Here is a 23,859-nt window from a genome sequence, read left to right on the forward strand (position 1 = left end):
CCTGCGCAAAATCCCGCCTCTCCGACTGCTTGCCAAGGGGTCGGGCACATGCGACTCTCACCCAAGAAACCAGCCGAGAGCCATCGATGCAAACCAAAGAGATGCAGAGCACGGCGCATCTGCCGCAACTCGCCGAAACGCGCAATCCCGGCATGGCGCTCGACATGGACTGGGTGCGGGCCGCGCAGGCCAATACATCGGCCATCGAACGGCGCGCCGCGACCCTGCCGGGGCGACGGTCGGTCAAGAAGGACTATCAGGCCGCCTGGCTGCTCAAGGCGATCACCTGTATCGACCTGACGACGCTGGCGGGCGATGACACCGCGGAACGGGTGCGCAGGCTTTGTGCCAAGGCGCGCCAGCCGGTGGCGCCTGCGCTGCTCGAGGCAATGGACATGGACCCGATCACGGTGGGCGCGGTCTGTGTCTATCACGACATGGTGGAAACCGCCGCCGAGGCGCTGCACGGGACCGGCATCCCGGTCGCCGCCGTCAGCACCGGGTTTCCCGCCGGTCTGTCGCCCTTTCACCTGCGGCTCGCCGAAATCGGCGAAAGCGTGAAGGCCGGAGCCGCCGAGATCGACATCGTGATTTCGCGCCGCCACGTGCTCTCGGGCGACTGGCAGGCGCTGTATGACGAGATGCGCGCCTTTCGCGAAGCCTGCGGCGACGCCCATGTGAAAGCGATCCTTGCCACGGGAGAGCTTGGATCCTTGCGCAATGTCGCTCGCGCCTCGCTGGTCTGCATGATGGCGGGCACGGATTTCATCAAGACCTCGACCGGCAAGGAAAGCGTCAATGCCACTTTGCCCGTGTCGCTGGTGATGATCCGCGCGATCCGCGATTACCAGACACGCACAGGCATCAAGGTGGGCTACAAACCTGCCGGAGGGATCTCCAAGGCAAAGGATGCGCTTGTCTACCTGTCGCTGATCAAGGAAGAACTGGGCGACGACTGGCTGGATCCGCACCTGTTCCGCTTTGGCGCGTCTTCGCTTTTGGGCGATATCGAGCGGCAGCTTGAGCACCATGTGAGCGGCGCCTATTCCGCCGGGTATCGCCATGCGATGGGCTGACGCCTGCGGCAGAGGTCGGAGATTCCGTATTTGGGACGAGAAGAAGCCATGAGCGTTAAAGAAAGATTCGAGCGTATGGAGTATGGCCCCGCGCCGGAAAGCGCCGCCGAGGCATTGGCTTGGCTGGTGGATCAGGGCGACCGGTTCGGCCATTTCATCGATGGCGCATTCACCGCCCCCGGGGCCGGGTTCGAAAGCCGCAACCCGGCCAATGGCGAAGTTCTGGCCACGATCAGCCAGGCCACGCAAGGCGACGTCGATGCAGCAGTGGCAGCGGCGCGCAAGGCGCAGCCGGGATGGGAGAAGATGCGTGGTTCAGGGCGGGCGCGTTACCTCTATGCGCTGGCGCGGCTGTTGCAGAAACATGCGCGGCTGTTCGCGGTTCTGGAGACGCTGGATAACGGCAAGCCGATCCGTGAATCGCGCGATATCGACCTGCCGCTGGTGCAGCGGCATTTCTATTACCACGCGGGCATGGCGCAGCTGATGGAAGAAGTCCTGCCCGGTCGCGCCGCCCTTGGGGTCTGCGGGCAGATCGTGCCGTGGAATTTCCCGCTTTTGATGCTGGCATGGAAGGTCGCGCCCGCGCTGGCGATGGGCAATACGGTGGTGTTAAAACCGGCCGAATACACCTCGCTCACCGCGCTGTTGTTTGCCGACATCTGCCGTCAGGCCGGACTGCCCAAGGGTGTGGTGAATATCGTGACCGGCGATGGCGGTGTCGGCGAGATGATCGTACGATCGGACGTGGACAAAATCGCATTTACCGGTTCGACCGCCGTGGGGCGGCGTATTCGCGAGGTCACTGCCGGGTCGGGTAAGGCACTTACGCTCGAGCTGGGCGGCAAGAGCCCCTATATCGTGTTCGACGACGCCGATCTCGACAGCGCAGTCGAAGGGCTGGTCGATGCGATCTGGTTCAATCAGGGGCAGGTCTGTTGTGCGGGGTCGCGGCTGCTGGTGCAGGAGAGCGTGGCCGAGGCGTTCCATGCCAAGCTGCGCGCGCGGATGGAAAAGCTGCGCATCGGCGATCCGCTGGACAAGTCCATCGATGTGGGTGCGCTGGTCGATCGGGTACAGTTGCACCGGGTGCGCGACATGGTGGCCGCGAATACGGCTGGCGAGGTGTTTCAGGCCGGCGACGTGCCTGAGAACGGGTGCTATTACCCGCCAACGCTTATCACCGGGCTGGCCCCGTCGGACCCGCTGATGCAGGAGGAGATTTTCGGCCCGGTTCTCGCTTCCTGCACCTTCCGGACGCCGGAGGAGGCCGTGCAACTGGCTAATAATACGCGCTATGGTCTGGCCGCGACACTCTGGAGCGAAAACCTCAACCTTGCGCTGGACATCGCGCCGAAACTGGCCGCCGGGGTGGTCTGGGTCAATGCCACCAACCTCTTCGACGCTGCCGCCGGATTCGGCGGCGTGCGCGAAAGCGGCTTTGGTCGCGAAGGGGGCTGGGAGGGGCTTGCGGCCTACACGAAATCCATAAGCAAGGTTTCGGCGCTGAAACATGTGACGCCATTCGAGGGTGAAGGCGGGCCGGGCGGGGAACTGGACCGAACCGCCAAGATGTATATCGGCGGCAAGCAGGCGCGGCCCGATTCCGGCTATTCCCGGGCGGTACGCAACCGGTCGGGCAAGCTGCTCGGCCATGTTGGTCAGGGCAGCCGCAAGGACGTGCGCAACGCGGTCGAGGCCGCCGCCGGTGCTGCCGGGTGGGCGAAAACCACGGGCCATCTGCGGGCGCAGATCCTCTATTACATCGCCGAGAACCTATCGGCCCGTGCAGCGGAATTCGCTGCCCGCATTGATGCGATGATGCCGGGACGCAAGGGCGAGAAGGAAGTCGAGGCCTCGATCGAGCGGCTGTTCACCTATGCGGCATGGGCCGACAAGTATGATGGGCAGGTGCACGGGGTGCCGATCCGGGGCGTGGCGCTGGCGATGAAGCAACCGGTGGGCCTGATCGGCGCGCTTTGCCCGGACGAGTCACCCTTGCTGGGCCTTGTTTCGGTGATGGCCCCGGCGATTGCGATGGGCAACCGGGTGGTGCTGACCGCGAGCGAGCCCTATCCGCTGGCTGCGACCGATTTCTACCAGATCCTCGATACATCGGACTTGCCGGGCGGCGTGGTCAATATCCTGACCGGCGCGCATGAGGATCTGGCGGCCCCGATGGCGGCGCATCTGAATCTTGACGCGATCTGGAGTTTTTCGTCATCCGATCTATCGGCGGTGATCGAAAAAGCCAGCGCCGGCAATCTCAAGCGTACGTGGGTGAATGACGGCAAGGCGCGTGACTGGTACGCGAATGACAGTTCCGAATGGCTGGCGCAATCCACCGAGATCCAGAATATCTGGGTGCCCTACGGCGAATAAGGTCGGGGGCCTTGACGGCCCCCGCCGATGTCAGTTCCCGGCGGTCGCTTCCATACCCTCGGGCTTGCCGACAACCACGACATGCAGGTTCTCGGGGTCGAGGAACTCGCGCGCCACGCGGTTCACGTCGTCAAGCGTCACCGCTTCCATCTTGGCATTCCGGGTCGTGACATAGTCGATGGGCAAACCGTTCACCTGCATGCTCACGAGGATGCTGGCGATCTGGCCGTTGCCGTCGAATTGCAGGGGGTAGGCGCCGGTCAGATAGGTCTTGGCGTCGTCCAGTTCCTTCTGGGTCACGCCTTGTTCTTTCAGCTTGGTCCATTCGTCGCGGATCACCTGCACCGCCTCGGCAATGCGGTCATTCGACGACGACACGCGGCCCACATAGATCGGCCCCCATGTCTTGGGCGAAAGGTAGGAATAGACGCCATAGGTCAGCCCGCGCTTTTCGCGCACCTCGGTCATCAGCCGGGACTCGAAACCGCCTGCGCCCAGGATCTGGTTCATCACATAGGCGGCAAAGAAATCGTCGTCCTCGCGCGCCATGCCATTCTGGCCAAAGACAGCCACCGACTGCGGCGTATCGAAATCGATCACCGTATTCCCGCCCTCTATGGCGACATCCGCAGGGCCGGGCATCGGCGCACCGGTTTCCGGCAGATCGCCAACAAGCTCGTCCAGCAGCGCCGACAGTTCCTCGGGGGTGATATCCCCGACCGCCGAGACATAGATCCGGTCCAGCGCAAAGACATTGTCGAAGGCGGTCTGGATATCCTCGCGGGTCAGCGCCGTGACCGTTTTGATGGTCCCGTCGCCGGAAGAGCCATAGGGGTGGTCGCCAAAGGCGATCTCGGAAAAGGCGTTCCCGGCGATGGTGTTGGGATCTTTCGCATCCGACATGAGCCCGGAAATGACCTGAGCCCGCACCCGTTCCAGCGCGTCCTCGTCGAAACGCGGCTCCATCAGCGTGGTGCGCAGCAGGGCGAGCGCCTCGTCGCGGTTCTCGCTCAGGAACTTGGCCGAGACGGATACGGAATCGTCGCTTGCGCCATATCCGAAAGAGGCGGAGAGCTCTTCCTTGCGGCGGGCAAACTCACGCGCATCCAGATCGCCCGCGCCCTCTTCGAGAAGGGCGGCCATCAGGTTCGTCGCGCCGCGCTTGCCGGGTTCATCCAGCGAGGTACCACCGCGAAAGCGCAGCTCAAGCGCAGTGAAAGGAATTGAATGTTCCTCGACCAGCCAAGCGGTGATGCCCTTTTCCGAGGTGACTTTCTGAATGTCGATCTCTGCCCATGCGGGGACGGCGACGATCAGCAGGATCAGCGAGACAAAAAGACGTTTCATTGGGTCACCTCCGTATCCCGCATCAACCATCCGGTGACCGAGGATTCTTCGCGGAACAGGTCGCGCGCGGCCTGCATGATGTCATCCGCCGTCACCGCCTGAAGCACATCTGGCCAGTCCTGAACGTCCTGCACCGTCAGGCCGATCGCAAGGGCGCTGCCATAGCGCTGGCCGATCCCATCCACGTTATCGCGGGCATAGATCTGCGAGGCACGCAGCTGCATCTTGATCCTCTCAAGCTGCTCCATATCGACGCCGCGCTCCATGAAGGCGGCGAGAGCCTCGTCTAGCGCCGCCTCGGCCTCGCTCAGGCTGACCCCGTCGCTTGGCACGACGATCATGTCGAATGTGGTCTTGTCGAGCGACTTGCCATTGTAGAAAGCCCCGGTCCAGACCGCTGTAGGGTTATCGAACTGCAGTTTTTCGGCAAGGAACGACGTCGTCCCGCCGCCCAGCATCTCGGCCAGCACGGTCAGCGCGGCGGCGCGTTCCTGATCGCCCGGGTCACGTTCCGGCGCAAGGTACGAACGCGAGACATAGGGCTGCGCAACCCGCGCATCCTTGTAGGTCAGGCGGCGCGCGGCGGTCTGGGGTGGTTCGGTCGTTCGGATACGCTCCGGCAGGTCCGGATTCGCCGGAATCACGCCATAGTATTTCTTGGCCAGCTCCAGCACCTCTTCGGGCACCACGTCGCCCGAGACCACGAGGATCGCGTTATTGGGCGAGTAATAGGTGCCATAAAAGGACAGCGCGTCCTCCAGCGACAGTGTCTCCATCTCGTGCCGCCAGCCGATCACCGGCGTGCCGTAGCGATGGTTCAGAAACTGAGCCGCGTTCATCTGTTCAGCAAACAGCGAACGCGGGTTGTTGTCGGTCCGCTGGTTGCGTTCCTCGAGGATCACGTCACGCTCGGTCAGGATGTCGCTCTCGCTCAGGCGGAGGTTCTTCATCCGGTCCGATTCCATCTCCATCATCAGCTCAAGCCGGTCGGCGGCGACGCGCTGGTAATAGGCGGTGTAATCATAGCTGGTGAACGCGTTGTCTTCGCCGCCATTGGCCGCGACAACCTCGGAAAACTCGCCAGATTCCAGATTGTCCGTCGCCTTGAACAGCAGGTGTTCAAGGAAATGCGCCACGCCGGACACGCCCCGCGTTTCATCGGCGGACCCGGCCCTGTACCAGACCATCTGCTGCACCACGGGGGCGCGGTGGTCCTCGACCACGACGACTTCCATGCCGTTATCAAGGGTATAGGTCGTAACCGGCTCTTCGGCGGTTTCGCCAAAGGCAGGGGCAACCAGCGCAAAGACAGCAGCCAGTGGCGCGAGATGTCGCAACATGTTCGGACGTCCTTTCATGCGGTGTAGGCTGAACCTGTGTATCGCGATGAAAGGTTCAAGACACCTTGCGATTTTGTAATCTTTTCTCGTCGGATCGTGATGATCCGCCCGGGCCTATTCGACCGGCGGCGCGGTCGGCGTCATGTAGCCCGACGCGCGATACCGGCTGTTCATCTCGAACGGGTCGATGGCTTCGCGGCGATAGGCCTGCTGATACCGGTCCACCGGGAACAGGCGGATACGCGTGCCACGCGACTGGCGGCGGCGGAATTCCGCGTCGGCGGCAGCCAGTTCGGTCCGGATGCTGCCCGGGGTGCCATAGCGGTTGGCCTGCGCAATCAGCGCGCCATCGCCCGAGGGTACGGCGGTCTGGCCCAACGTCGCCGGATTGCCGCCGAGAGCGGCGACCGCATCGGCCTTGGGATTGGGATCGACACGGTTACCCATGCCCGGAGTCGGTTCGGGCAGCGCGTTCAGATTGTCGGGGATCTCAAGTTCCTTGTTCGGCAGGATCAGGAATTCGTCCGGCCCATAACTGTCCGAGCGCAGGTTCATCAGACCCTTCTGCGAGCAGCCCGACACCGCCAGTGCCACTACAATGATCCCCAGTGCTGTCCGCACGACGCTTCTCCTGCCAGTCCTTTGTCGGGGTTCTACCCCATTCCGCCGCTCAGGTCACGACACGTTTTTCGCGACCCTTCTTTCCGTTACGATCCCTTTTTCACCGGCTTCCGGCGCGGGCTCGCACCCGGTTTGTCGCGATTGTCGAACAGGATCAACCCCGCCGCACCCGCAAAGATGAACACATCCGCGACATTGAAAACAAAGGGATTGTTGATGCCACAGCAGGACATGTTCAGGAAATCGAGCACATAGCCATAAATCAGCCGGTCGGCGACATTCCCAAGCGCACCGCCGATCAGCAGCCCCGCGCTGACCTGCATCCAGACGCCGCGATGGTTGCGGACCACCCACCAGCCGACGGCCACGACCACCAGCAGCGAAAAGACGATCAGCACCCAGCGTGCGAGTTCCGAATTGCCGTCGAGCAGACCGAAATTGATCCCCCGGTTCTCGCCATAGCGAAAGGTCAAAAGCGGCGGGAAAACCTCGATCCAGTGCCGCCGCGCCAGCTCCATGCCATGCACGACGGCGTATTTGCTGCCCTGGTCCAGCAGAAAGGCGACCAGAGCGGCCCAGATCAGCGCGGGCCTGCCCATCAGTGACGGAAATGCCGCATGCCGGTAAAGACCATGGCGATGCCTGCCTCGTCGGCGGCGGCGATCACCTCGTCATCGCGCATCGACCCGCCCGGCTGGATCACGCAGGTCGCGCCTGCGGCGGCAGCCTCCATCAGCCCGTCGGCAAAGGGAAAGAACGCGTCCGACGCGACAGCCGACCCGATAGTCAGCGGCTGCGGCAGATCCATCGCCTCGGCCATGCGCTCGGCCTTTTTCGCGGCGATCAGCGCAGAATCGAGACGGCTCATCTGGCCTGCGCCCACACCCACGGTGGCCTTGTCCTTGACGTAAACGATGGCGTTGGATTTGACGTGTTTGGCGACTTTCCACGCAAACAGCAGATCGGCCATCTGCTCATCTGTCGGCGCTTTCTTGGTGACAACCTTCAGATCATCCATCCCGACATAGCCGGTGTCCTTGTCCTGAACGAGCATCCCGCCCGCCACCTGCCGATAGGTGGTGATCGGTGCCTTGACGTCGGGCAGACCGTCGGTGGTCAGCAGGCGCAGGTTTTTCTTGGCCGCGAACACCGCCTTGGCCGCATCCGAGGCACCGGGCGCGATCACGACCTCGGTAAAGATCTCGACGATGGCCTTGGCGGTGTCCTCGTCCAGCGGCTGGTTCAGCGCGACGATACCGCCAAAGGCGCTGGTGCGGTCGCAGTCGAACGCGTTGCGATAGGCCTCGATCAGCGTCTCGCCCCGTGCCACGCCACAAGGGTTGGCGTGCTTGATGATCGCTACCGCAGGCCCTTCGGCCGGATCGAACTCGGCCACCAGCTCAAACGCCGCATCGGTGTCGTTGATGTTGTTGTAGGACAGTTCCTTGCCCTGATGCTGCGTCGCCGTCGCGACGCCCGGACGGCCGGTGCCATCGGTGTAAAACGCCGCCGACTGGTGGCTGTTCTCACCATAGCGCATGACCTGCTTGAAGGTGCCGGTAAAGGACCGGCGGCGCGGCGTCGCCTCGCCCAGCGCGCCTGCCATCCAGGTGCTGACCGCCGTATCATAGGCCGCCGTGCGGGCATAGGCGATCTGCGCCTGCTTCTGACGGAATGCATAGGTCGTCGCGCCGTCCTGCGCGTCAAGTTCGGTCAGCAGCGCGTCGTAATCCTCGACATCGACGATGGTGGTGACGAAATCGTGGTTCTTTGCCGCCGCGCGGATCATCGCGGGGCCCCCGATGTCGATATTCTCGATGCAGGTCTCGTAATCCGCACCCTTGGCGACGGTCGCCTCGAACGGGTAGAGGTTCACCACCAGCAGGTCGATCCCGCCGATCCCGTGTTTCTTCATCGCCGCCACGTGGTCGTCATTGTCGCGCAGCGCCAGCAGCCCGCCATGCACCATGGGGTGCAGTGTTTTCACCCGGCCATCCATCATCTCTGGGAAACCGGTGATCTCGGCCACGTCTTTCACCTCAAGCCCCGCCTCGCGCAACGCCTTGGCCGTACCCCCGGTGCTCAGCAGTTCGACGCCGCGCCCGGCAAGCGCCTGACCAAGCTCAACTAGGCCGGTCTTGTCCGACACCGAAAGAAGGGCACGTTTGACGGGGTGAAGATCGCTCATATCAACTTTCCTGAATCTGGCAGCAGTTGCGCCGGGGCATAGAACATCTCTGCGCCGGATAGAACCTCTCGAATGCACCGATCTGGCGGCTCTTTGCCGCTATCTGTCCCGAAATGCCCGGAAAAGCCGCGATCAGAGCTGGTACATCGACTCGTCGCGTTCCAGATCGCGCACCGCGATGGCCGTGTCATGTGCCTTGGACAGCGACCAGCGTACCCGCGTGGCATAGTCCATCGCCCGCCCTGTCAGCACGATCTGACGGCTGGCGCGCGGCTTCAGCCGTCCGCTTTCCAGATAGACGCTCGGCTCCAGCGACAATTCGCATTTGCTGTTGTGCCGGAACACCCAGATTTCTCCGCTCTTGAGCGCCATCGACACCGCCGCGCCGCCCAGATCCACGGTCGCATCCACATCCGGGTGGAGATGCATCCGGATGGCAAAGGACAGACCGGCCAGCGCCACCTTGTCCATCGCCTGATCGAACTTGCGCTTGTCGGCAGGCTCCATCGCGAGCAGCATGTCCTCGGCGACCAGACCGCGCCCGTCGTGCGACATTTCAAGCGTGCGCGCATGGGTCAGCCCGAACTTGCGCTGATAGCCATCATGCCCACCCTGAAACCGCACCATCTCGGAATCTTCGTCCAGCTCATAGGGCACATGGCTTGGCGTCTCGATCAGATTCTCGACCGCCCCGGTCTTGCCCACGGGCATCAGCCGCCCGCTGGAATAGCCCTCGAGGCAGAGGGTCGAATGCGACGGAGTCGCCCGACCCGCGCGGCGCCATTCCGCACCGAATGACACGCCGGACCCGCAGCTGACAACCAGCGGCCGCCGCCCCGATGTCAGCTCGAACGCCAGTGTCGAGGCATGGGCATTATACGAGGCATCGCCCTTTGGCGGCGGGCTTGCATCGACGATCAGGCTGGTGCGCCCGGCGCTCAGCCGCGCATAGCCCATCGACAGGCTCTTGGGATGGTCCGGCTTGATATGGCTGGCCGCCAGCGCGTGATCCAGCCGCCCGTCCAGCCCGCGACCGCCGCCATGGAACCGAGCAAGACCGCCATCCGCATGGCGCAACGCGCGCAGCGTGGGGGCTATCCGCGCCACTGCCGCCGTATGGGGCTGCGGCGTACCGCGTCCCGCCTCGTGTAGCGAGGCTGCCGCCCATGTCAGCAGAGTGAAAACATCCAGCAGTTCTTCGGGGTTGCGCGTCGGCAACCCACCCTGCTCATCGATGCGCAGCTTGCATTCCTGCGCCAGCGCTCTGACCGCCGGATCGGCCAGATCCTCGTGCCCCTCCAGCGCCAGCCCCGCATAGATCAGCCCGGTCAGCGCTTCGAACCTTGGCAACCCCGGCGGCGAAGCATGCCAGCGTTTCGACAGGAACCATACCTGCTGCGCCAGCGCCCGAAAGAACGCATCGCTTTCGGCACTGTCCTGCCCCCTCAAAAGGAAAATCGCGTGGTTGATCCAGCGGATGACCCGCCGCCCGGTCAGCGCCGGGGTCCAGCCCGGCCCCTGCCCGTTGCCGTAATTGTCGATCCAGCCCCAAAGCCATTGCTGGGCTTTGACCCGTGCGGGCCCGTCGCCCACCGCTGCCAGATCGTCGAGCCATGCGAACCCGTGGCGTTCATCGTCGAACCCGGCACTGGGGGACTCCACCTCCCATAGCCCGGTATCCGGGCTTTCGACGAGGTATCCAGCGAAGAGGATATTACCCGCGATCAGCTGCCGCCCCTTGGCGAAACTGCCGACCGTGCGCGGCTCCGGCGACGAAACAAACCCCCGCGCCTTTTTCTGACGCCGGCTCAGACGGGCGTACAGCCGGTTCATGAACCGTGTTTTTCGGCCCGTCAGGGTCTCGGGGGTGAACATACGCTGCCTCTCACGCTCTATGGCGTTTGGCAGTCATGTTAGAGCGTCATACGCCCCAAGTCACCGATATCTTTTCCGGAATTGCAAAACCGCTCTGCTGCTGTGGCGTTCAGCCCGACTTGCGCAGACAGGCGATGTAAAATCCATCCATCCCGCCCTTGTCGGCCCAGAAATCTGGCCGCAGCCGCAACCCGCCCTCTTCGGTTACCCAGGACGATTCGACTCCGGGCTGCATCAGCTCCTCGCGATCCACGCTCATGTCATTACGGGTTTCCAGCGCTCCTTCGACCTGCACCTCGCCCTCATCCGGCAAGAGCGAGCAGGTACAGAACACCATCCGCCCGCCGGGCTTCAGCAGGCTCCAGGCATGGGCCAGCATCTGCGCCTGAAGCTCGATCAGACCGCCGAATTCCGCCCCGTCCTTGGCATGGGGCAGATCAGGGTGACGGCGAATCGTGCCCGTCGCGGAACAGGGCGCATCCAGCAGGATCGCGTCGTATCTGCCCTCGTGTTCAAGCGCGTCGCCGACCACCAGCTCGGCCTCCAGACCGGCGCGATCAAGGTTTTCCCTTACCCGGCGCATCCGTCCCTCGGAGATGTCGAGCGCGGTGACCGTCGCCCCGGTTGCGGCCAGTTGCATCGTTTTACCCCCCGGTGCGGCGCACATGTCGAGCACGCTCTCACCGGGCTGCGCCGCCAGTACCCGCGCGGGCAGGGCCGCCGCCGCGTCCTGCACCCACCAGTCTCCGGCCTCGTATCCCGGCAGCGCCGTCACCTGCCCGGCCTCGGCTAACCGCAGCGACCCTGTCGGCAGCTCGACCGCGCCGGGCAGATCGACCTTCGCGCCTGGCTTTACAGTAATGTCCAAAGGTGCCCCGGCGAAATGCGCGCGCTCCATGCCCGCCACGGCTTCCGGGCCCCAGGCCGCAACCAGCGGCGAGCGCAGCCACTTGGGCAGGCGCGGGTTGCGCAGCGTGCCCCAAGCCTCGGGCGCAGTATCGGCCACCTTGCGCAGCACCGCGTTGACCAGCCCCTTGAGCGCCCCGTGCCGCTTGTGCCGCGACACGATCTCGACCATCGCGTTGACCACCCCATGCGCGGCCTCGCCCCCGGCAAGCTCCACCGTGCCAAGCCGCAGCGCGTTGCGCACCGTCAGCGGCGGGTACTTGCGCAGGTGTTTCTGCAAAAGCCGGTCGGCCCGTTCCAGCCCGCGCAGGGTTTCCGTGGCCAGCCGCTGCGCCCGGGCGCGATCCTGCGGCGACAGACGTTCCAGTGCCCCCGCCGAAAGACATTCCGACATCAGGCGATTGTCACCCAGTATCTGATCGAGAAGATAGATCGCGCTGCGCCGCGCGTCGGTCGTGGCATCGGTCAACCCTGCATACTCCTGCATCTTGCCCCCGGCGAAGGCCCGCATATATCAAGAGCAGGTGAGCAAAGGAAGAGAGCGATGACCGACAGCCCCGAATCCCCGCGCAAGGATCTGCCACCCGCCGCGCTGCGCGCCCTCGCCGAAGCCGAGGAACGCCGCAAAGCAGACGCCTACGAGCCTGACCTCCCTAAGGAACTTGGCGGTCGTGACGGTCCCGAACCTGTCCGCTACGGCGACTGGGAGAAAAAAGGCCTCGCCATCGATTTCTGATCGCTGCGCCAGCCACGGGCGGCAAGACTTTTCAGAAACTCTCAGTGGCACATCCGTGTGTCTCACCCGGTCTCGGCGCATCCTGCGATGCACGGGGGGTGTACAGGGGGTGTACAGATATCACCCCCTGTACACCCCCCCAAATTCACGGTTTCAGATTAAACTCCGCCGAATCGCCACTGCCCTTGTCCGATGTGAAGCGGATCTTTTCTCCGTTCACCCGGACCTCCTGACAGTTGTAGCCAAGATCGTCGCCGCCCCAGTTCAGGTCGCGGCAGAAATACCCGTCACGCCAGCTCCAGCTGCCGGTGACGTCCCATGCAGCGCCACGCCCCTTGATCGCCCCCGACGGCGTAACCTGAAGGCGTATCAGCGGGCGGGTCAGGGTCTTTCCCTGTACCACCTCGTTGAATTCGCTCAATTTATCTATCTTGGCGTATTCCGCCTGTACCGGAACCGCGACAAGGCCGCCCAGCAACAGGGCTGGCAGAAACTCTTTGAATATCCGCATGGCATACCTCCGAAATCGCCGGGATCTGTCAGGTAAACGCATGAAAGCGCCAATCGGATCACTTTCGGACGGAAGAGATCGTACCGGGACGATAAGAAATCGCTAGGATTTTAACGATAAGCCGGAATCAAAAGCCCAGCACATCCGCCATGTCATACTGCCCAGGTGTCTTGTCCTGCCCCCAAAGCGCGGCTTTCAAGGCGCCACGGGCAAAAACAAGCCGGTCGGTCGCGATGTGACGCAGGATGATACGCTCGCCCGCGCCTGCAAAGATCACGTCATGTTCGCCCACGATGTCACCGCCCCGGATTGCCGAAAACCCGATATGGCCTTTTTCGCGTGCACCGGTGATTCCGTCGCGGCCCCGGTCGGACACGTCCGAGAGCTTGACGCCACGCCCCTCGGCGGCAGCCTCGCCCAGCATCAGCGCGGTGCCCGAGGGCGCATCGACCTTGTGGTGATGATGCGCTTCGACCACTTCGATGTCGAATTCCTCGTCCAACGCCTCGGCCACGCGGCGGGTCAGCTGGGTAAGAAGGTTGACACCAAGGCTCATGTTGCCCGCCCTTACGATCACCGCGTGGCGCGATGCCGGTTCCAGCTTGGCGATCTGTTCCTCGCTCATGCCGGTGGTGCCGATGACGTGCACCGCCCGCGCCTGCGCGGCCAGCGCGGCAAATTCCAGAGTGGCTTCCGGCGCGGTGAAATCCAGCACCGCCTGCGCCTTGGCAAAGGCTTCGAGCGGGTCATCCGTGACCGTCACCCCCAGCTCGGCACCGCCCATCGCCGTCCCGATATCGCGCCCGACCCAGTCATGCCCCTTTCGCTCGACCGCGCCGACCAGACGCGCCCGGTCGCTTTCGCTGACCACGCGCACAAGCATCTGCCCCATCCGGCCCGATGCCCCCGTCACAACGATTCCAGGCAGGTTTGACATGATGATTTCCCTTCTTTTCGCCGCCAAAGGCTCGATAGCCGCTCTTGCCCCGCTTGGCAAAGCCGATCCGACGCCTTAGATCAGCAATCATGGGCAAGAACAAATTTCATGACGGTCCCGGACCATCGCAACGCCAGCTCCGCGTCGGAGAGCTGATCCGCCGGACCCTGTCCGAGGTGCTGGCCCGTGGCGATATCCACGACCCGGACCTGAACCGGCTGTCGATTACGGTGGGCGAGGTGCGCGCCTCTCCCGATCTCAAGGTGGCCACGGTCTACGTTCTGCCGCTTGGCGGACGGGGACAGGATGAGGTCGTCGGCCTGCTGGCCCGCAACAAGGCCGAACTGCGCCGGGTCGTGGCCAAGAAGCTCGCGTTGAAATTCGCGCCGGAACTGCGCTTCCAACTGGACGAGACGTTCGACCGGCTGGACGATACGCGCCGCATCTTCGCGCAGGACGCCGTGCGCCGGGATCTCGACGACTGATGCCGCGCGCCCTGCCTGCGCTATTCGTGCTGTTGTTCGGTCTGGCCGCCGCGCCGGACGCTGAGGCCGTCGAATGCCGCGACGTGGACCAGGGCAGCAACCGCTATACAGTTTGCGAGGCAAATGCCGAATCCGATGAGTTGCGGCTCTTTCTCTACGACGAAGAAGGCCAGCCTTACGGCCAATTCGGCAATGTCGCCCAGAAGCTGGACCAACAGGGCAAGACGCTTGTCTTCGCGATGAACGCGGGCATGTACCATTCGGACCGCGCCCCGGTCGGCTATTACGCCGAGCCGGACAAGGTGGTGCAGAACCTGATCCCCAATGCTGGCCCCGGCAATTTCGGTATGCTGCCCAACGGGGTTTTCTGCATCGGACAGAACCGCGCCGACGTCATCGAAACGCTGCGGTTCAGCGAAACCCGGCCCGCCTGCGAATATGCCACGCAATCAGGACCGATGCTGGTTATCGAGGGCGAATTGCACCCCCGGTTCCTGCCGGACAGCGATTCGCGCTATGTCCGCAACGGGGTGGGCACCAGCGCAGACGGCAAGCGGGTGGTCTTTGCGATCTCGCGCAACCGTGTGACCTTTCACGAATTCGGCAGCCTCTTCCGGGACATGCTGGACCTGCCGAACGCCCTCTATTTCGACGGTAATATCTCACGCCTCTACGCACCGGACTTTGGCCGCAACGACGCGGGTTTCGCGATGGGACCCATCGTCGGCATCGCCACGACGAACGGCGAATAACCCTGCGGGCAAGAAAAACTGAATTTTCTTGCTACAAATCTTTGGTAAGATTTTTGCAGCCCCGACAGGATCGCCCCGCCGCAGCGATCCATGTTGACCCCGCCCGCTAAGCTCCTGTAAGGCCCCGCTTCAACTTTCACTCAAGGAAAGCGCATGGCACGCAAAGGTCGCAACATCTCCGGTTGGCTGGTCATCGACAAACCTGCGGGCCCTACCTCTACCGCCGTGGTGAACAAGGTCCGCTGGGCGCTCGGCGCGAAAAAAGCCGGACACGCCGGCACACTCGACCCGACCGCGACCGGGGTGCTGGCCGTCGCACTCGGCGAGGCGACCAAGACCGTTCCCTACATCACCGACGCGCTCAAGGCCTACAGCTTTACCATCCGTCTCGGACAGGCCACGAACACCGATGACGCCGAAGGCGAAATCATCGCCAGCAGCGATCTGCGTCCCTCGGATGAAGAGATCAAGCAAGCGCTCGGCCAGTTCGTCGGCGATATCGAGCAGGTGCCGCCGCAGTTTTCCGCCGTCAAGATCGACGGTCAGCGTGCCTACAAGATGGCCCGCAGCGGCGAGGAAATGGAGCTGGCCGCGCGTCCGCTCTGGGTCGAGGAACTGGTACTGACCGACCGCCCGGATGCGGATCACGCGACACTGGAAATGACCTGCGGCAAGGGCGGCTATGTCCGCTCCATCGCCCGCGATCTCGGGGCCGCGCTTGGCTGCCATGCACATGTGCTCAACCTGCGCCGGATCTGGTCCGGCCCTTTCGACGCGAGCGAGGGCCTGTCGATGGATCAGGTCGAGGAACTGGCCCACACCCCCGAGCTCGACGCCCATATCCAGCCGCTCGAACTTGGCCTTGCCGATCTGCCCGAGGTAAAATGCACCGCCGAAGGCGCCACCCGCCTGAAAAACGGCAACCCGGGCAAGGTATTCGCCGCCGACGCCGAATACGGCGATGAATGCTGGGCCTCCTTCAAAGGCAAGGCCGTCGCCGTCGGAATCTACAAGGCGGGCGAATTGCACCCGAGCCGGGTCTTCAACACCTGAGCTCGGCCGCGCGCATAGGTCAGCCCTTGACGGCACGATCTGCCCGCCCCATCACGCGTGTCATGATCACCCGAAGCCACACCAAGGGCGACGCCGCGTCAGTCGCCGTCTACTCCGATTGCGAACGCTACCGTTACAGCCTGACCCGGGTCTGGGATCCGGCGGGGGACAAGACACTATTTGTGATGCTGAACCCCTCGACCGCCACCGAAGTCCAGAACGACCCAACGGTAGAGCGCTGCGAAAGACGCGCCCGCACGCTTGGCTTCGGTGCCTTCCGCGTCACCAATATCTTCGCCTGGCGCGATACGGACCCGCGGCTGATGCGGGCGGCGGCAGATCCGGTCGGGCCGGAAAACGATGCCGCGATCCTAGAAGGCGCTGCATGGGCGGATCGCATCATCGCCGCCTGGGGCACCCATGGCGCCCATCTCGCGCGTGGACCCGAGGTCGAACGCCTGCTGCGACAGACCGGCATGCCGCTCTTCACTCTCGGGCTTACCAAGGAAGGGCATCCGAAACACCCGCTCTACATCGGTTATGCAAAACAGCCCGAACCCTGGGCCTGACGTCTCGACGAATAAACCTTTGCCATTGCCGCCGATTCGCCCTATACGCCCTCGATCTGTGGTCCGCCGCAGATGACTTCTCCACGGGCCTGAGCTGGACGACATCCCGGCCTGCGCCATTCCTATCAACCTTAACCAAGGAGATCCCGATGTCGATTACTGTCGAAGACAAGGCACGCCTGATGAAGGAATACGCAACCAAGGAAGGCGACACCGGTTCGCCCGAGATCCAGGTTGCCATCCTCAGCTCGCGCATCGCCACCCTGACCGAGCACTTCAAGACCCACAAGAAAGACAACCACGGTCGTCGCGGTCTGTTGAAGATGGTTGCCCGCCGCCGCAAGCTGCTGGACTACGTCAAGGGCAAGGACGAAGCACGCTACAAGGATCTGATCACGCGTCTCGGCCTGCGCCGCTGATTGCAATCGGAACTTTCAAGTTCGAAAGGGTCGCCATGGCGGCCCTTTTTCATTTCAGGTCCCGGAACTCAGCCCTGGATATCGCTCCAGCAGGGAAGCAGATCACCTGCCGCCGGCCGCGCATGATAAACCGCGCGCGCAATCGCCCGCGACAGGCAGAGCGCCGCCGCATGCCCGATCTCGGCCAGTGCCCGGGGGTCGTCACCAACCGGCCGCGCCCCCGTCGACATCGCAAAGACCAGATCGCCATCACCGGGTGTATGGGCGGGCACCGTGGCCCGTGCGATGCCATCATGGGCCGCCACAGCAAGCCGGTTACATTGTGCCTTGTCCAGATCCGCATCAGTCGCAACGATGGCGATGGTGGTATTGGCCCGTTGCGACGAATCCTCACCCGAGGCAAGCCGCGCCTTGCGACTGTCAAGCGTCCGACCCAGCCCCGACGCTGGATCCGTGCCAAAACCGCCAAACTCCCCGTTAACCTCGAATGGCGCCGCCCAGAAATGGCGGTCGCCGGGCGTCGTGACGCTTCCAACCGGATTGGCTGCCACCAGCGCCCCTACGGTGATGCCACTCTCCAGCACGAAAGAGGCCGACCCGAGCCCGCCTTTCAGCATCGCTGACAAGGCCCCCGTTCCTACACCGGCGCTTCCCAAGTCGAACGTCTCCGACGCATTGTCGAAAGCCTCGCGCCCCAGCCGTCGATAAGGATTTTCACGCCAGCCCTTGTCGCCCCCGTTCAACAGGTCGAAAATGATCGCCCCCGGCACGAGCGGGATGATCGCCGAGCCGATCTGAAACCCCCGCCCCGCCGCGCGCAAACCATCCACCACACCCGAACAGGCATCCAGCCCAAAGGCCGACCCGCCGGACAGTACGAGCGCGTCCACGCCGGCCACGGATTTATCCGGTGCAAGCAAATCCGTCTCGCGCGTTCCCGGCGCCCCGCCCATGACATGAACAGAGGCCACAAAGGGCCGGTCCATGGTAACAACCGTTGCTCCGGATTTCAGCGCATCGTCTTGCGCACTCCCTACCAGAAGTCCCTCGACATCGGTGATCAGGTTCTTGGGTCCCGGTTTCATCTTAATCATCTTTCCTTCAGAGACTTGTTGCGCCGCCATGGCACAATTTCCGACCCATTGAAACAAGGGGCTCCGCCCCAGCCGGGCTACGCCCGACTTCCCCGGAGTATTTTTAGCAAGAGAAAGAAAGGAAATATTAAGGATCCGAAGTCATCCTGCATGTGCGGCACAGGCGGGAGCGCCGATGGCCGTGCAAGGGGAAGAGCGGAAGCGACTTCCTGGGGGACATCCATGGTGTCCCCCTTTTCCTTTTGCCGGAAATACTCCGGGGTCCGGGGCAGAGCCCCGGCCTAGCCGATCATCACTGTATGACGGCTGGTTCTTGATCCGATGGTGGCAATGTAGCGGGTTAGTCTCGCGTCACCTGACCTCGAAGCGCCTTGATTTCCCCGCGGCGCGTCTTGGCGTCGAGTCTGCGGCGCACAGAACCTTTGGTCGGCTTGGTAGGAATGCGCTTTTTGGGCTTGGTCTGCGCCTGGCGAATCAGGTCGCTCAACCGTTCACGGGCAATGGCACGGTTGCGGGCCTGGCTTCTTGTTTCGTCACACTGGATGACGAGGGCGCCGTCCCTTGTCCATCGCCTCCCGGCGATACGGCGCAATCTTGTCTTGATCGCGGGTGTCAGGTTGGGCGACCGCTCTGCCTCGAAGCGGAGTTCGACGGCCGTCGAGACCTTGTTGACGTTCTGTCCGCCGGGCCCGGACGAGCGGACGAACTGCTCCGTCAACTCCCAGTCCTCGATCGCGATGTTATCCGTAATTCGCAGCATTGTGCCACCATAGGCATTGAGTTCGGGATCAAAAAGGGCCGCCCGGTTGCCGGACGGCCCTTATCGAAAGTTTTTCGGAGGTTGGGTCAGTCAGACCTCAGTCACCTTCGGGTTGGCGCTACCGCCAAGGGTTGCCTCAGCTGGCAGCCTCCCGAATTGTTCCGACACCACTCTCCAATACCTTTCTAGACACTGGATCACCTCCTTTTCTGTTGTTGAAACCTGTCTTCATGGTGCCAGAGGATGAATTTCAGTCAAACAAAATCTCTAGCCCAGAGCCAAAAATGTGGAAATACCGCCTAAAAGTCAGGCAGCTCGCGAATCCCTTCAATTCGGCTTTGACCTGTGGATTTGACCCGTTAACGTCATCCTGCTGACGCGCAATTTCGCGACATTGCAGCACATTCATTTACCAGGGGGCATTATGGCTTATACCTTTACCGTCGATCTTCAAGCCGAGAGCACTTACTACACGGCATACTCCATCACTTGGCAGGGAATAATCGCGCGCACGCTGCGCGGATCGCTCGAGGTGTCTTCCTCCGGCGGCACGCACACTTTCACCGACCGCTACTCGGATCTCGAGGTGGTGGTGAAAAGTGCGGGCGGTTTTGTGACATCGATTTCCGCGACCGGCCCCGTGCCGAGCAATGGGTCAACCTCGAACGCGGATCTCTTCGACATGGTCGTTGAATCCGGCACGATCGCAACGGACGACCTGATCGATGCCTTCACCTTCTACCATGAGAGCAGCGGCGAGGACAGCACGCTGAAATCGCTTTTTCTGGCAGCGACCTACGACATCACCACAAACAGCGTCACGGTCTCTCACGACTTTGGCTGGGTCGGGCAGGCCCTGATGGGCGGTGGCGGCGACGATATCTTCCGGCTCGACAAGGATGGCTACCATTACATCTATGCCACGGGCGGCGAGGATATCTACAAAGCCCCGGGAGAATACGACGAAATCACCTATTCGAGTTTCAACGGCGGGCTGGTGATGACCAAGGACGGGTCGGACCGGCTGATCGAAAAATCCAACGGCGATATCGATACCCTGTCGGGCGTCGAGTCACTGTATGGGTCGAACGGAAATGACAACTTCAACGTCGGTCTCGGGGATTTTTCATTTGTCATGTACGGCGGCGATGGCAACGACAAGCTGGGCGGCAGTAACAAGTCGAACCTCCTGAGCGGCGATGAAGGCAATGACAAGCTCAAGGGCAAGGGTGGCGACGACGTGCTTATTGGCGGTGGCGGCAATGACAAGCTCATTGGCGGCGGCGGGGATGATATCCTCTTTGCCAGCAGCGGTACCGGATATGCTTACGAGACAGAAAAAGACAAGATGAAGGGCAACGGCGGCAAAGACCTTTTTGTCATCGAGACGCCGTACAATTCCACCTATGTGAAAAAGGGTGTGGCGATCATCAAGGATTTCGAGGACGGCACCGACTTCATCGGCCTCGTGGGGCGTGACTTTGGCGTCTACGATCCCTCGCTTTATAACAACCTGACCTATGATGAGCTCGTCTTCAAGAATTCGAAGAAAGGCGCCGTGATCGAGCATGAGGGCGACAAGATCGCGGTTCTGAAGAACGTCGATGCCAACGACCTTTCGCGGGACGATTTCGTCGAAATGGTCAGCTTTGATTTTGCGGTAGTGCTGACCGAGGATTTCTACGGCGGGTATTTCTACTGACGAAACACGGCAATCGGCCGCCCCGCACATCGCGTGTGGGGCGGCACTTTTTTAGGCAGCCGCCGGCTGTAGGCGTCTTACGATCAGGCGGAACGGGATCAGCGCGATCAAGGCCAGCGACAGCTTGACCAGCCAGTCTGCGAACGCCAGCGACACCCAGAGCGGTACGACCGGACCAATGCCCAAGAGCGGCAGCGGCTCTCCGGCCCAGGACACGTCATTTGCGGGTTCGATCCATGTGAGTGCAGCGGAAAAGGCGATCGTGAAGAACAGGATCGTATCCACGGCCGAGCCAACCAGAGTCGAGACCAGCGGGGCGCGCCACCACTGACCGCCGCGCAACGCGGAAAAGATCGACACGTCGAGCAGCTGCGCCACGAGGAAGGCCGAACCGGAGGCGAGGGCGATGCGCAGGGTAACGAGCGGGCCGAATTCGCCCATGATCTGCGTGCCGATCAGCGAACAGATCACGCCGACGACAAAACCGCAGAGCACGACCATGCGCGCGGGCTTTTCGCCATAGACGCGATTCATCACATCGGTGACGAGGAAGGCCAGCGGATAGGTGAACGCCCCCCATGTCAGCCACTGGCCGAACAGGAACTGGACGAGGATATTCGAGGCCACGACAATGGCGGCCATGGCGATAACGCCGGGGAAATAAGTGCGAAGCATGTTTTCAGCCCGTTTTTACAAGGTTGCGGCGACTTGGCCGTGCCAGATGGCAAAGCAGCGGCGCTCGTAGACCGGATTCGGTCACATGGCAAGCCTTGTTGGCGGGCTTACTGCGATTTGAGCACGCTTACGCATTGCTGCGGCAGGTCGGCCAGCACGTATTCCCGGCGCGGTTGCGGCGCGGGCGCGTTCGGATCGCGCGGCTTTGGCGGCGGCGGGTTCAGGATGTTGTTGACCCACTGCTGCGCATCGTCACAGCCATCGCCCCGGGGCGGCGGATCCTGATTGACGCAGCCGCGCATTCCCTTCGGACAAGCGAGCCGAACGTGGAAATGATAATGGTGCCCCCACCATGGCCGGACCTTGTTCAGCCATTTGCGGTTGCCTCTTTCATCCTTGCACATCTGCACCTTGGCACCGGGAAAGACAAAGATCCGCGCCACGCGCGGGTCGCTGGCGGCAGCTTTGATCACCTCGTGGTGGACGCGGCTCCAGTTGTCGTTGACATAGGCGCCATTGGCCCGCCGCAAAGAAATCGACGAGATATTCTCGCGCTCGGACCGGGTCAGGTTAAGCCGCGAGGGCGGCAGCATCCAGATATCGATATCAAGCCCAAGCTGGTGGCTTCGGTGACCCGACAGCATCGGCCCGCCACGCGGCTGGCTGATATCGCCGATGTAAAGCCCCTGCCATCCCGGCTGTTTTGCTGCGAAAGCACTGAGATCGCGAATGAAATCAAGCGTTTCGGGCTGGCCCCAGTTGCGGTTTCTAGACAGGCGCATTGCCTGCCATGTCGGCCCGGTTTCGGGCAGTTGCACCGCCCCGGCCATACAGCCCTTGGCATAGCTGCCAAAGGCGGCGGGCACCTGCCGCGAGGGCAGTTCATGCGCACCGAAAAGCTGCTTGGCAAGCGGTTCGGCCGCAGCCGGCAGGGCAAAACTAACGATCAGGAAAAGTAGGGCGGTCAGGCGGGCTAGGCGCATCAGGTCTGGTCTCCTTCGGCTTTGACCCACGCTAGCAGAAACAACCCGAGGACGAAAAGTCCGATGACAGGCGAAACGCCAAGTCGGGCGCTTTGTGTTGCAGCAGTGGTAACGCCAATCAGCGTCGGTGCAATAAAGGCGGTCGCCCGACCTGACAGTCCGTAAAGCCCGAAATTCTCGGTCGGGTAATTCGGATCGGTGTGACGTACCATCAGCGAACGGCTGGCCGATTGCAGAACGCCGCCCAAACCGCCGATCAGCACGCCGCAGCCAAAAAAGATGATATCCGGAACCAGTGACCCTTCGGCCAGCGGAATGCCAAAGATCTGCTCCCGCGACATGCCGACGATCAGCACGCAGACAAGGATCAGGATCAGGATCGACCCGATGATCACCGGCTTGGGCCCCAGCCGTTTGTCCAGCTTGCCACCCAGCCAGGAAAACAGCGCCGAGGAGATCAGCGAGATGATACCGAACACGCCAATCAGCGTGATCTCCCAGTCCAGCACCAGCCGCGCATAAACGCCGCCGAACCCATAAAGCCCATTCAACGCGTCGCGATAGAACATCGACGAACCAAGGTAAAAGCCAAGGCTGCGCCGCGCCCTGAGCTTTGAAATCGAAACGATAACCAGCCGGACGGCCCCTGTAATCGTCGCCCTTTGACCGGTGCGCGGACGTTCGCGGAACCACAGGAAGTAGGGAATCATGAACAGCGCGAACCAGATCGCGGTAAAGGGACCGACCGCGCGGGTGCCCTCCATCTGCCCGGCATCCAGCCCAAAGATCGGATCGAGCCCGACCAGCGTCTTGCCATTGCCCTGCTCGACCAGCAGCACCAGCACGAGGATCAGCGCGACCAGCCCGCCGAGATAGCCAAAGGCAAAGCCCGAGCCGGAAATCTCGCCAACCTCCTCCGAGGTGCCGAGATCGGGAAGCTGCGAGTTGATGAAGATCAGCGCAAATTCCGCGCCGACGAAGCCGACTCCAAAGGCGAAAACGATCCACCAGATCGCCTGTCCATCCGGCTCAAGCCCCCAGAGCGCCGCAGCGCCGACAACATACATAAGCGAGAACAGCACAATCCAGCGCATGCGCCGACCGGAGATATCGGCAAGCGCCCCGATGATGGGGGCGCAGAACCCGATAAAAAGCCCGCTCACGGCAAGGCAAACCGACCATGTGGCCTGTGCCTGCGCGTCCGCCGCCTTTTCATCAAGCCCGCTGCCCAGATAGAAATCGGCGGCCACCCCCGCAAAATAGGGACCGAAGATGAACGTCACCAGCAGCGTATGAAAAGGCTGGCTTGCCCAGTCAAAGAACCACCAGCCCCAGATGCGCTTGCGCCGCGAAATCTCTGCCATAACCGCCCCTTAATGATTTTTTTGCGATAAGACAGCGAACCGGCGCGCCGATCAAGCACCTCTGACCCTTGCTCTTGTGGGCAA

23 protein-coding genes are annotated in these 23,859 nt (G+C 62.5%); 9 read left to right on the forward strand and 14 right to left on the reverse strand.

All coding sequences use genetic code 11. The features are described 5' to 3' along the window. Nucleotides 1–86 precede the first annotated feature (86 nt). Entirely contained in the window at nucleotides 87–1,076 is a 990-nt protein-coding gene (gene deoC / locus MF268_RS16145) for a deoxyribose-phosphate aldolase (RefSeq protein WP_238371891.1), read from the forward strand. Nucleotides 1,077–1,124: 48 nt separating this feature from the next. Beyond that, complete coding sequence (locus MF268_RS16150; RefSeq protein ID WP_238371892.1) at nucleotides 1,125–3,458, forward strand: aldehyde dehydrogenase family protein; 2,334 nt, start codon at nucleotides 1,125–1,127, stop codon at nucleotides 3,456–3,458. Nucleotides 3,459–3,488: 30 nt separating this feature from the next. Here MF268_RS16150 and MF268_RS16155 read toward each other — a convergent pair whose 3' ends face one another. The 7 genes from MF268_RS16155 to MF268_RS16185 form a co-directional block, all read right to left on the reverse strand. Continuing rightward, nucleotides 3,489–4,805 (reverse strand): M16 family metallopeptidase, encoded by a 1,317-nt coding sequence (locus MF268_RS16155; RefSeq protein WP_238371893.1) that lies wholly within the window; start codon nucleotides 4,803–4,805, stop codon nucleotides 3,489–3,491. Further along, complete coding sequence (locus MF268_RS16160; RefSeq protein ID WP_238371894.1) at nucleotides 4,802–6,145, reverse strand: M16 family metallopeptidase; 1,344 nt, start codon at nucleotides 6,143–6,145, stop codon at nucleotides 4,802–4,804. The genes MF268_RS16155 and MF268_RS16160 overlap by 4 nt, the downstream gene beginning before the upstream one ends. A 114-nt stretch (nucleotides 6,146–6,259) precedes the next feature. Then, nucleotides 6,260–6,766, reverse strand: a complete 507-nt coding sequence (locus MF268_RS16165; protein ID WP_238371895.1) for a DUF3035 domain-containing protein — start codon at nucleotides 6,764–6,766, stop codon at nucleotides 6,260–6,262. An 86-nt stretch (nucleotides 6,767–6,852) separates the two neighbouring features. After that, nucleotides 6,853–7,365 (reverse strand): signal peptidase II, encoded by a 513-nt coding sequence (gene lspA, locus MF268_RS16170; RefSeq protein WP_238371896.1) that lies wholly within the window; start codon nucleotides 7,363–7,365, stop codon nucleotides 6,853–6,855. Beyond that, nucleotides 7,365–8,954 carry a bifunctional phosphoribosylaminoimidazolecarboxamide formyltransferase/IMP cyclohydrolase gene (gene purH / locus MF268_RS16175; RefSeq protein WP_238371897.1) on the reverse strand — a complete coding sequence of 530 codons (1,590 nt, stop codon included), beginning with the start codon at nucleotides 8,952–8,954 and terminating at the stop codon, nucleotides 7,365–7,367. The genes lspA and purH overlap by 1 nt, the downstream gene beginning before the upstream one ends. Before the next feature lie 132 nt (nucleotides 8,955–9,086). After that, nucleotides 9,087–10,829, reverse strand: a complete 1,743-nt coding sequence (locus MF268_RS16180) for a heparinase II/III family protein (RefSeq protein WP_238371898.1) — start codon at nucleotides 10,827–10,829, stop codon at nucleotides 9,087–9,089. A gap of 109 nt (nucleotides 10,830–10,938) precedes the next feature. Continuing rightward, nucleotides 10,939–12,222: an RsmB/NOP family class I SAM-dependent RNA methyltransferase gene (locus tag MF268_RS16185; protein ID WP_238371899.1), complete on the reverse strand. Its 1,284-nt coding sequence runs from the start codon at nucleotides 12,220–12,222 to the stop codon at nucleotides 10,939–10,941. Nucleotides 12,223–12,279: 57 nt separating this feature from the next. Between MF268_RS16185 and MF268_RS16190 the strand changes: the two genes are divergently transcribed. Next, nucleotides 12,280–12,471, forward strand: a complete 192-nt coding sequence (locus MF268_RS16190) for a DUF1674 domain-containing protein (protein WP_238371900.1) — start codon at nucleotides 12,280–12,282, stop codon at nucleotides 12,469–12,471. Nucleotides 12,472–12,616: 145 nt separating this feature from the next. On the opposite strand, the gene MF268_RS16195 is transcribed toward MF268_RS16190, so the two are convergent. Beyond that, the gene (locus tag MF268_RS16195; RefSeq protein ID WP_238371901.1) at nucleotides 12,617–12,982 is read right to left on the reverse strand and encodes a dihydrodipicolinate reductase; all 366 of its coding nucleotides are present in this window, start codon (nucleotides 12,980–12,982) and stop codon (nucleotides 12,617–12,619) included. Nucleotides 12,983–13,109: 127 nt separating this feature from the next. Further along, nucleotides 13,110–13,919 (reverse strand): 4-hydroxy-tetrahydrodipicolinate reductase, encoded by an 810-nt coding sequence (dapB, locus tag MF268_RS16200; protein ID WP_238371902.1) that lies wholly within the window; start codon nucleotides 13,917–13,919, stop codon nucleotides 13,110–13,112. Between the two features lie 89 nt (nucleotides 13,920–14,008). On the opposite strand from dapB, the gene rbfA reads away from it, so the two are divergent. From rbfA to rpsO, 5 genes are all read left to right on the forward strand, one after another. Next, a complete protein-coding gene (gene rbfA / locus MF268_RS16205) occupies nucleotides 14,009–14,404 on the forward strand; it encodes a 30S ribosome-binding factor RbfA (RefSeq protein ID WP_238371903.1) in 396 nt (131 codons plus the stop codon). Then, the gene (locus MF268_RS16210; protein ID WP_238371904.1) at nucleotides 14,404–15,156 is read left to right on the forward strand and encodes a phosphodiester glycosidase family protein; all 753 of its coding nucleotides are present in this window, start codon (nucleotides 14,404–14,406) and stop codon (nucleotides 15,154–15,156) included. Before rbfA ends, MF268_RS16210 begins: the two co-directional genes overlap by 1 nt. A 153-nt stretch (nucleotides 15,157–15,309) precedes the next feature. Then, nucleotides 15,310–16,209, forward strand: coding sequence for a tRNA pseudouridine(55) synthase TruB (gene truB, locus MF268_RS16215; RefSeq protein ID WP_238371905.1), 900 nt, complete (start codon nucleotides 15,310–15,312; stop codon nucleotides 16,207–16,209). Nucleotides 16,210–16,271: 62 nt separating this feature from the next. Next, the gene (locus MF268_RS16220; RefSeq protein ID WP_238371928.1) at nucleotides 16,272–16,778 is read left to right on the forward strand and encodes a DUF1643 domain-containing protein; all 507 of its coding nucleotides are present in this window, start codon (nucleotides 16,272–16,274) and stop codon (nucleotides 16,776–16,778) included. A gap of 149 nt (nucleotides 16,779–16,927) precedes the next feature. Then, complete coding sequence (gene rpsO, locus MF268_RS16225; RefSeq protein WP_088632833.1) at nucleotides 16,928–17,197, forward strand: 30S ribosomal protein S15; 270 nt, start codon at nucleotides 16,928–16,930, stop codon at nucleotides 17,195–17,197. Nucleotides 17,198–17,265: 68 nt separating this feature from the next. Here the strand turns inward: rpsO and MF268_RS16230 are convergent, their stop codons facing one another. Beyond that, on the reverse strand, nucleotides 17,266–18,282 hold the full coding sequence (locus MF268_RS16230) for a P1 family peptidase (RefSeq protein ID WP_238371906.1): 1,017 nt from the start codon (nucleotides 18,280–18,282) through the stop codon (nucleotides 17,266–17,268). A 349-nt stretch (nucleotides 18,283–18,631) separates the two neighbouring features. Next, nucleotides 18,632–19,051, reverse strand: a complete 420-nt coding sequence (gene arfB, locus MF268_RS16235) for an alternative ribosome rescue aminoacyl-tRNA hydrolase ArfB (protein ID WP_238371907.1) — start codon at nucleotides 19,049–19,051, stop codon at nucleotides 18,632–18,634. Nucleotides 19,052–19,475: 424 nt separating this feature from the next. On the opposite strand from arfB, the gene MF268_RS16240 reads away from it, so the two are divergent. Continuing rightward, nucleotides 19,476–20,753 carry a calcium-binding protein gene (locus tag MF268_RS16240; protein WP_238371908.1) on the forward strand — a complete coding sequence of 426 codons (1,278 nt, stop codon included), beginning with the start codon at nucleotides 19,476–19,478 and terminating at the stop codon, nucleotides 20,751–20,753. Between the two features lie 51 nt (nucleotides 20,754–20,804). On the opposite strand, the gene MF268_RS16245 is transcribed toward MF268_RS16240, so the two are convergent. The 3 genes from MF268_RS16245 to MF268_RS16255 form a co-directional block, all read right to left on the reverse strand. Further along, nucleotides 20,805–21,428: a queuosine precursor transporter gene (locus tag MF268_RS16245; RefSeq protein WP_238371909.1), complete on the reverse strand. Its 624-nt coding sequence runs from the start codon at nucleotides 21,426–21,428 to the stop codon at nucleotides 20,805–20,807. Nucleotides 21,429–21,535: 107 nt separating this feature from the next. Beyond that, a complete protein-coding gene (mepA, locus tag MF268_RS16250; protein WP_238371910.1) occupies nucleotides 21,536–22,411 on the reverse strand; it encodes a penicillin-insensitive murein endopeptidase in 876 nt (291 codons plus the stop codon). After that, complete coding sequence (locus tag MF268_RS16255; protein ID WP_238371911.1) at nucleotides 22,411–23,775, reverse strand: MFS transporter; 1,365 nt, start codon at nucleotides 23,773–23,775, stop codon at nucleotides 22,411–22,413. The genes mepA and MF268_RS16255 overlap by 1 nt, the downstream gene beginning before the upstream one ends. Between the last annotated feature and the right edge of the window lie 84 nt (nucleotides 23,776–23,859).

Source organism: Heliomarina baculiformis, from assembly GCF_019966545.1.
Taxonomy (GTDB): domain Bacteria; phylum Pseudomonadota; class Alphaproteobacteria; order Rhodobacterales; family Rhodobacteraceae; genus Heliomarina; species Heliomarina baculiformis.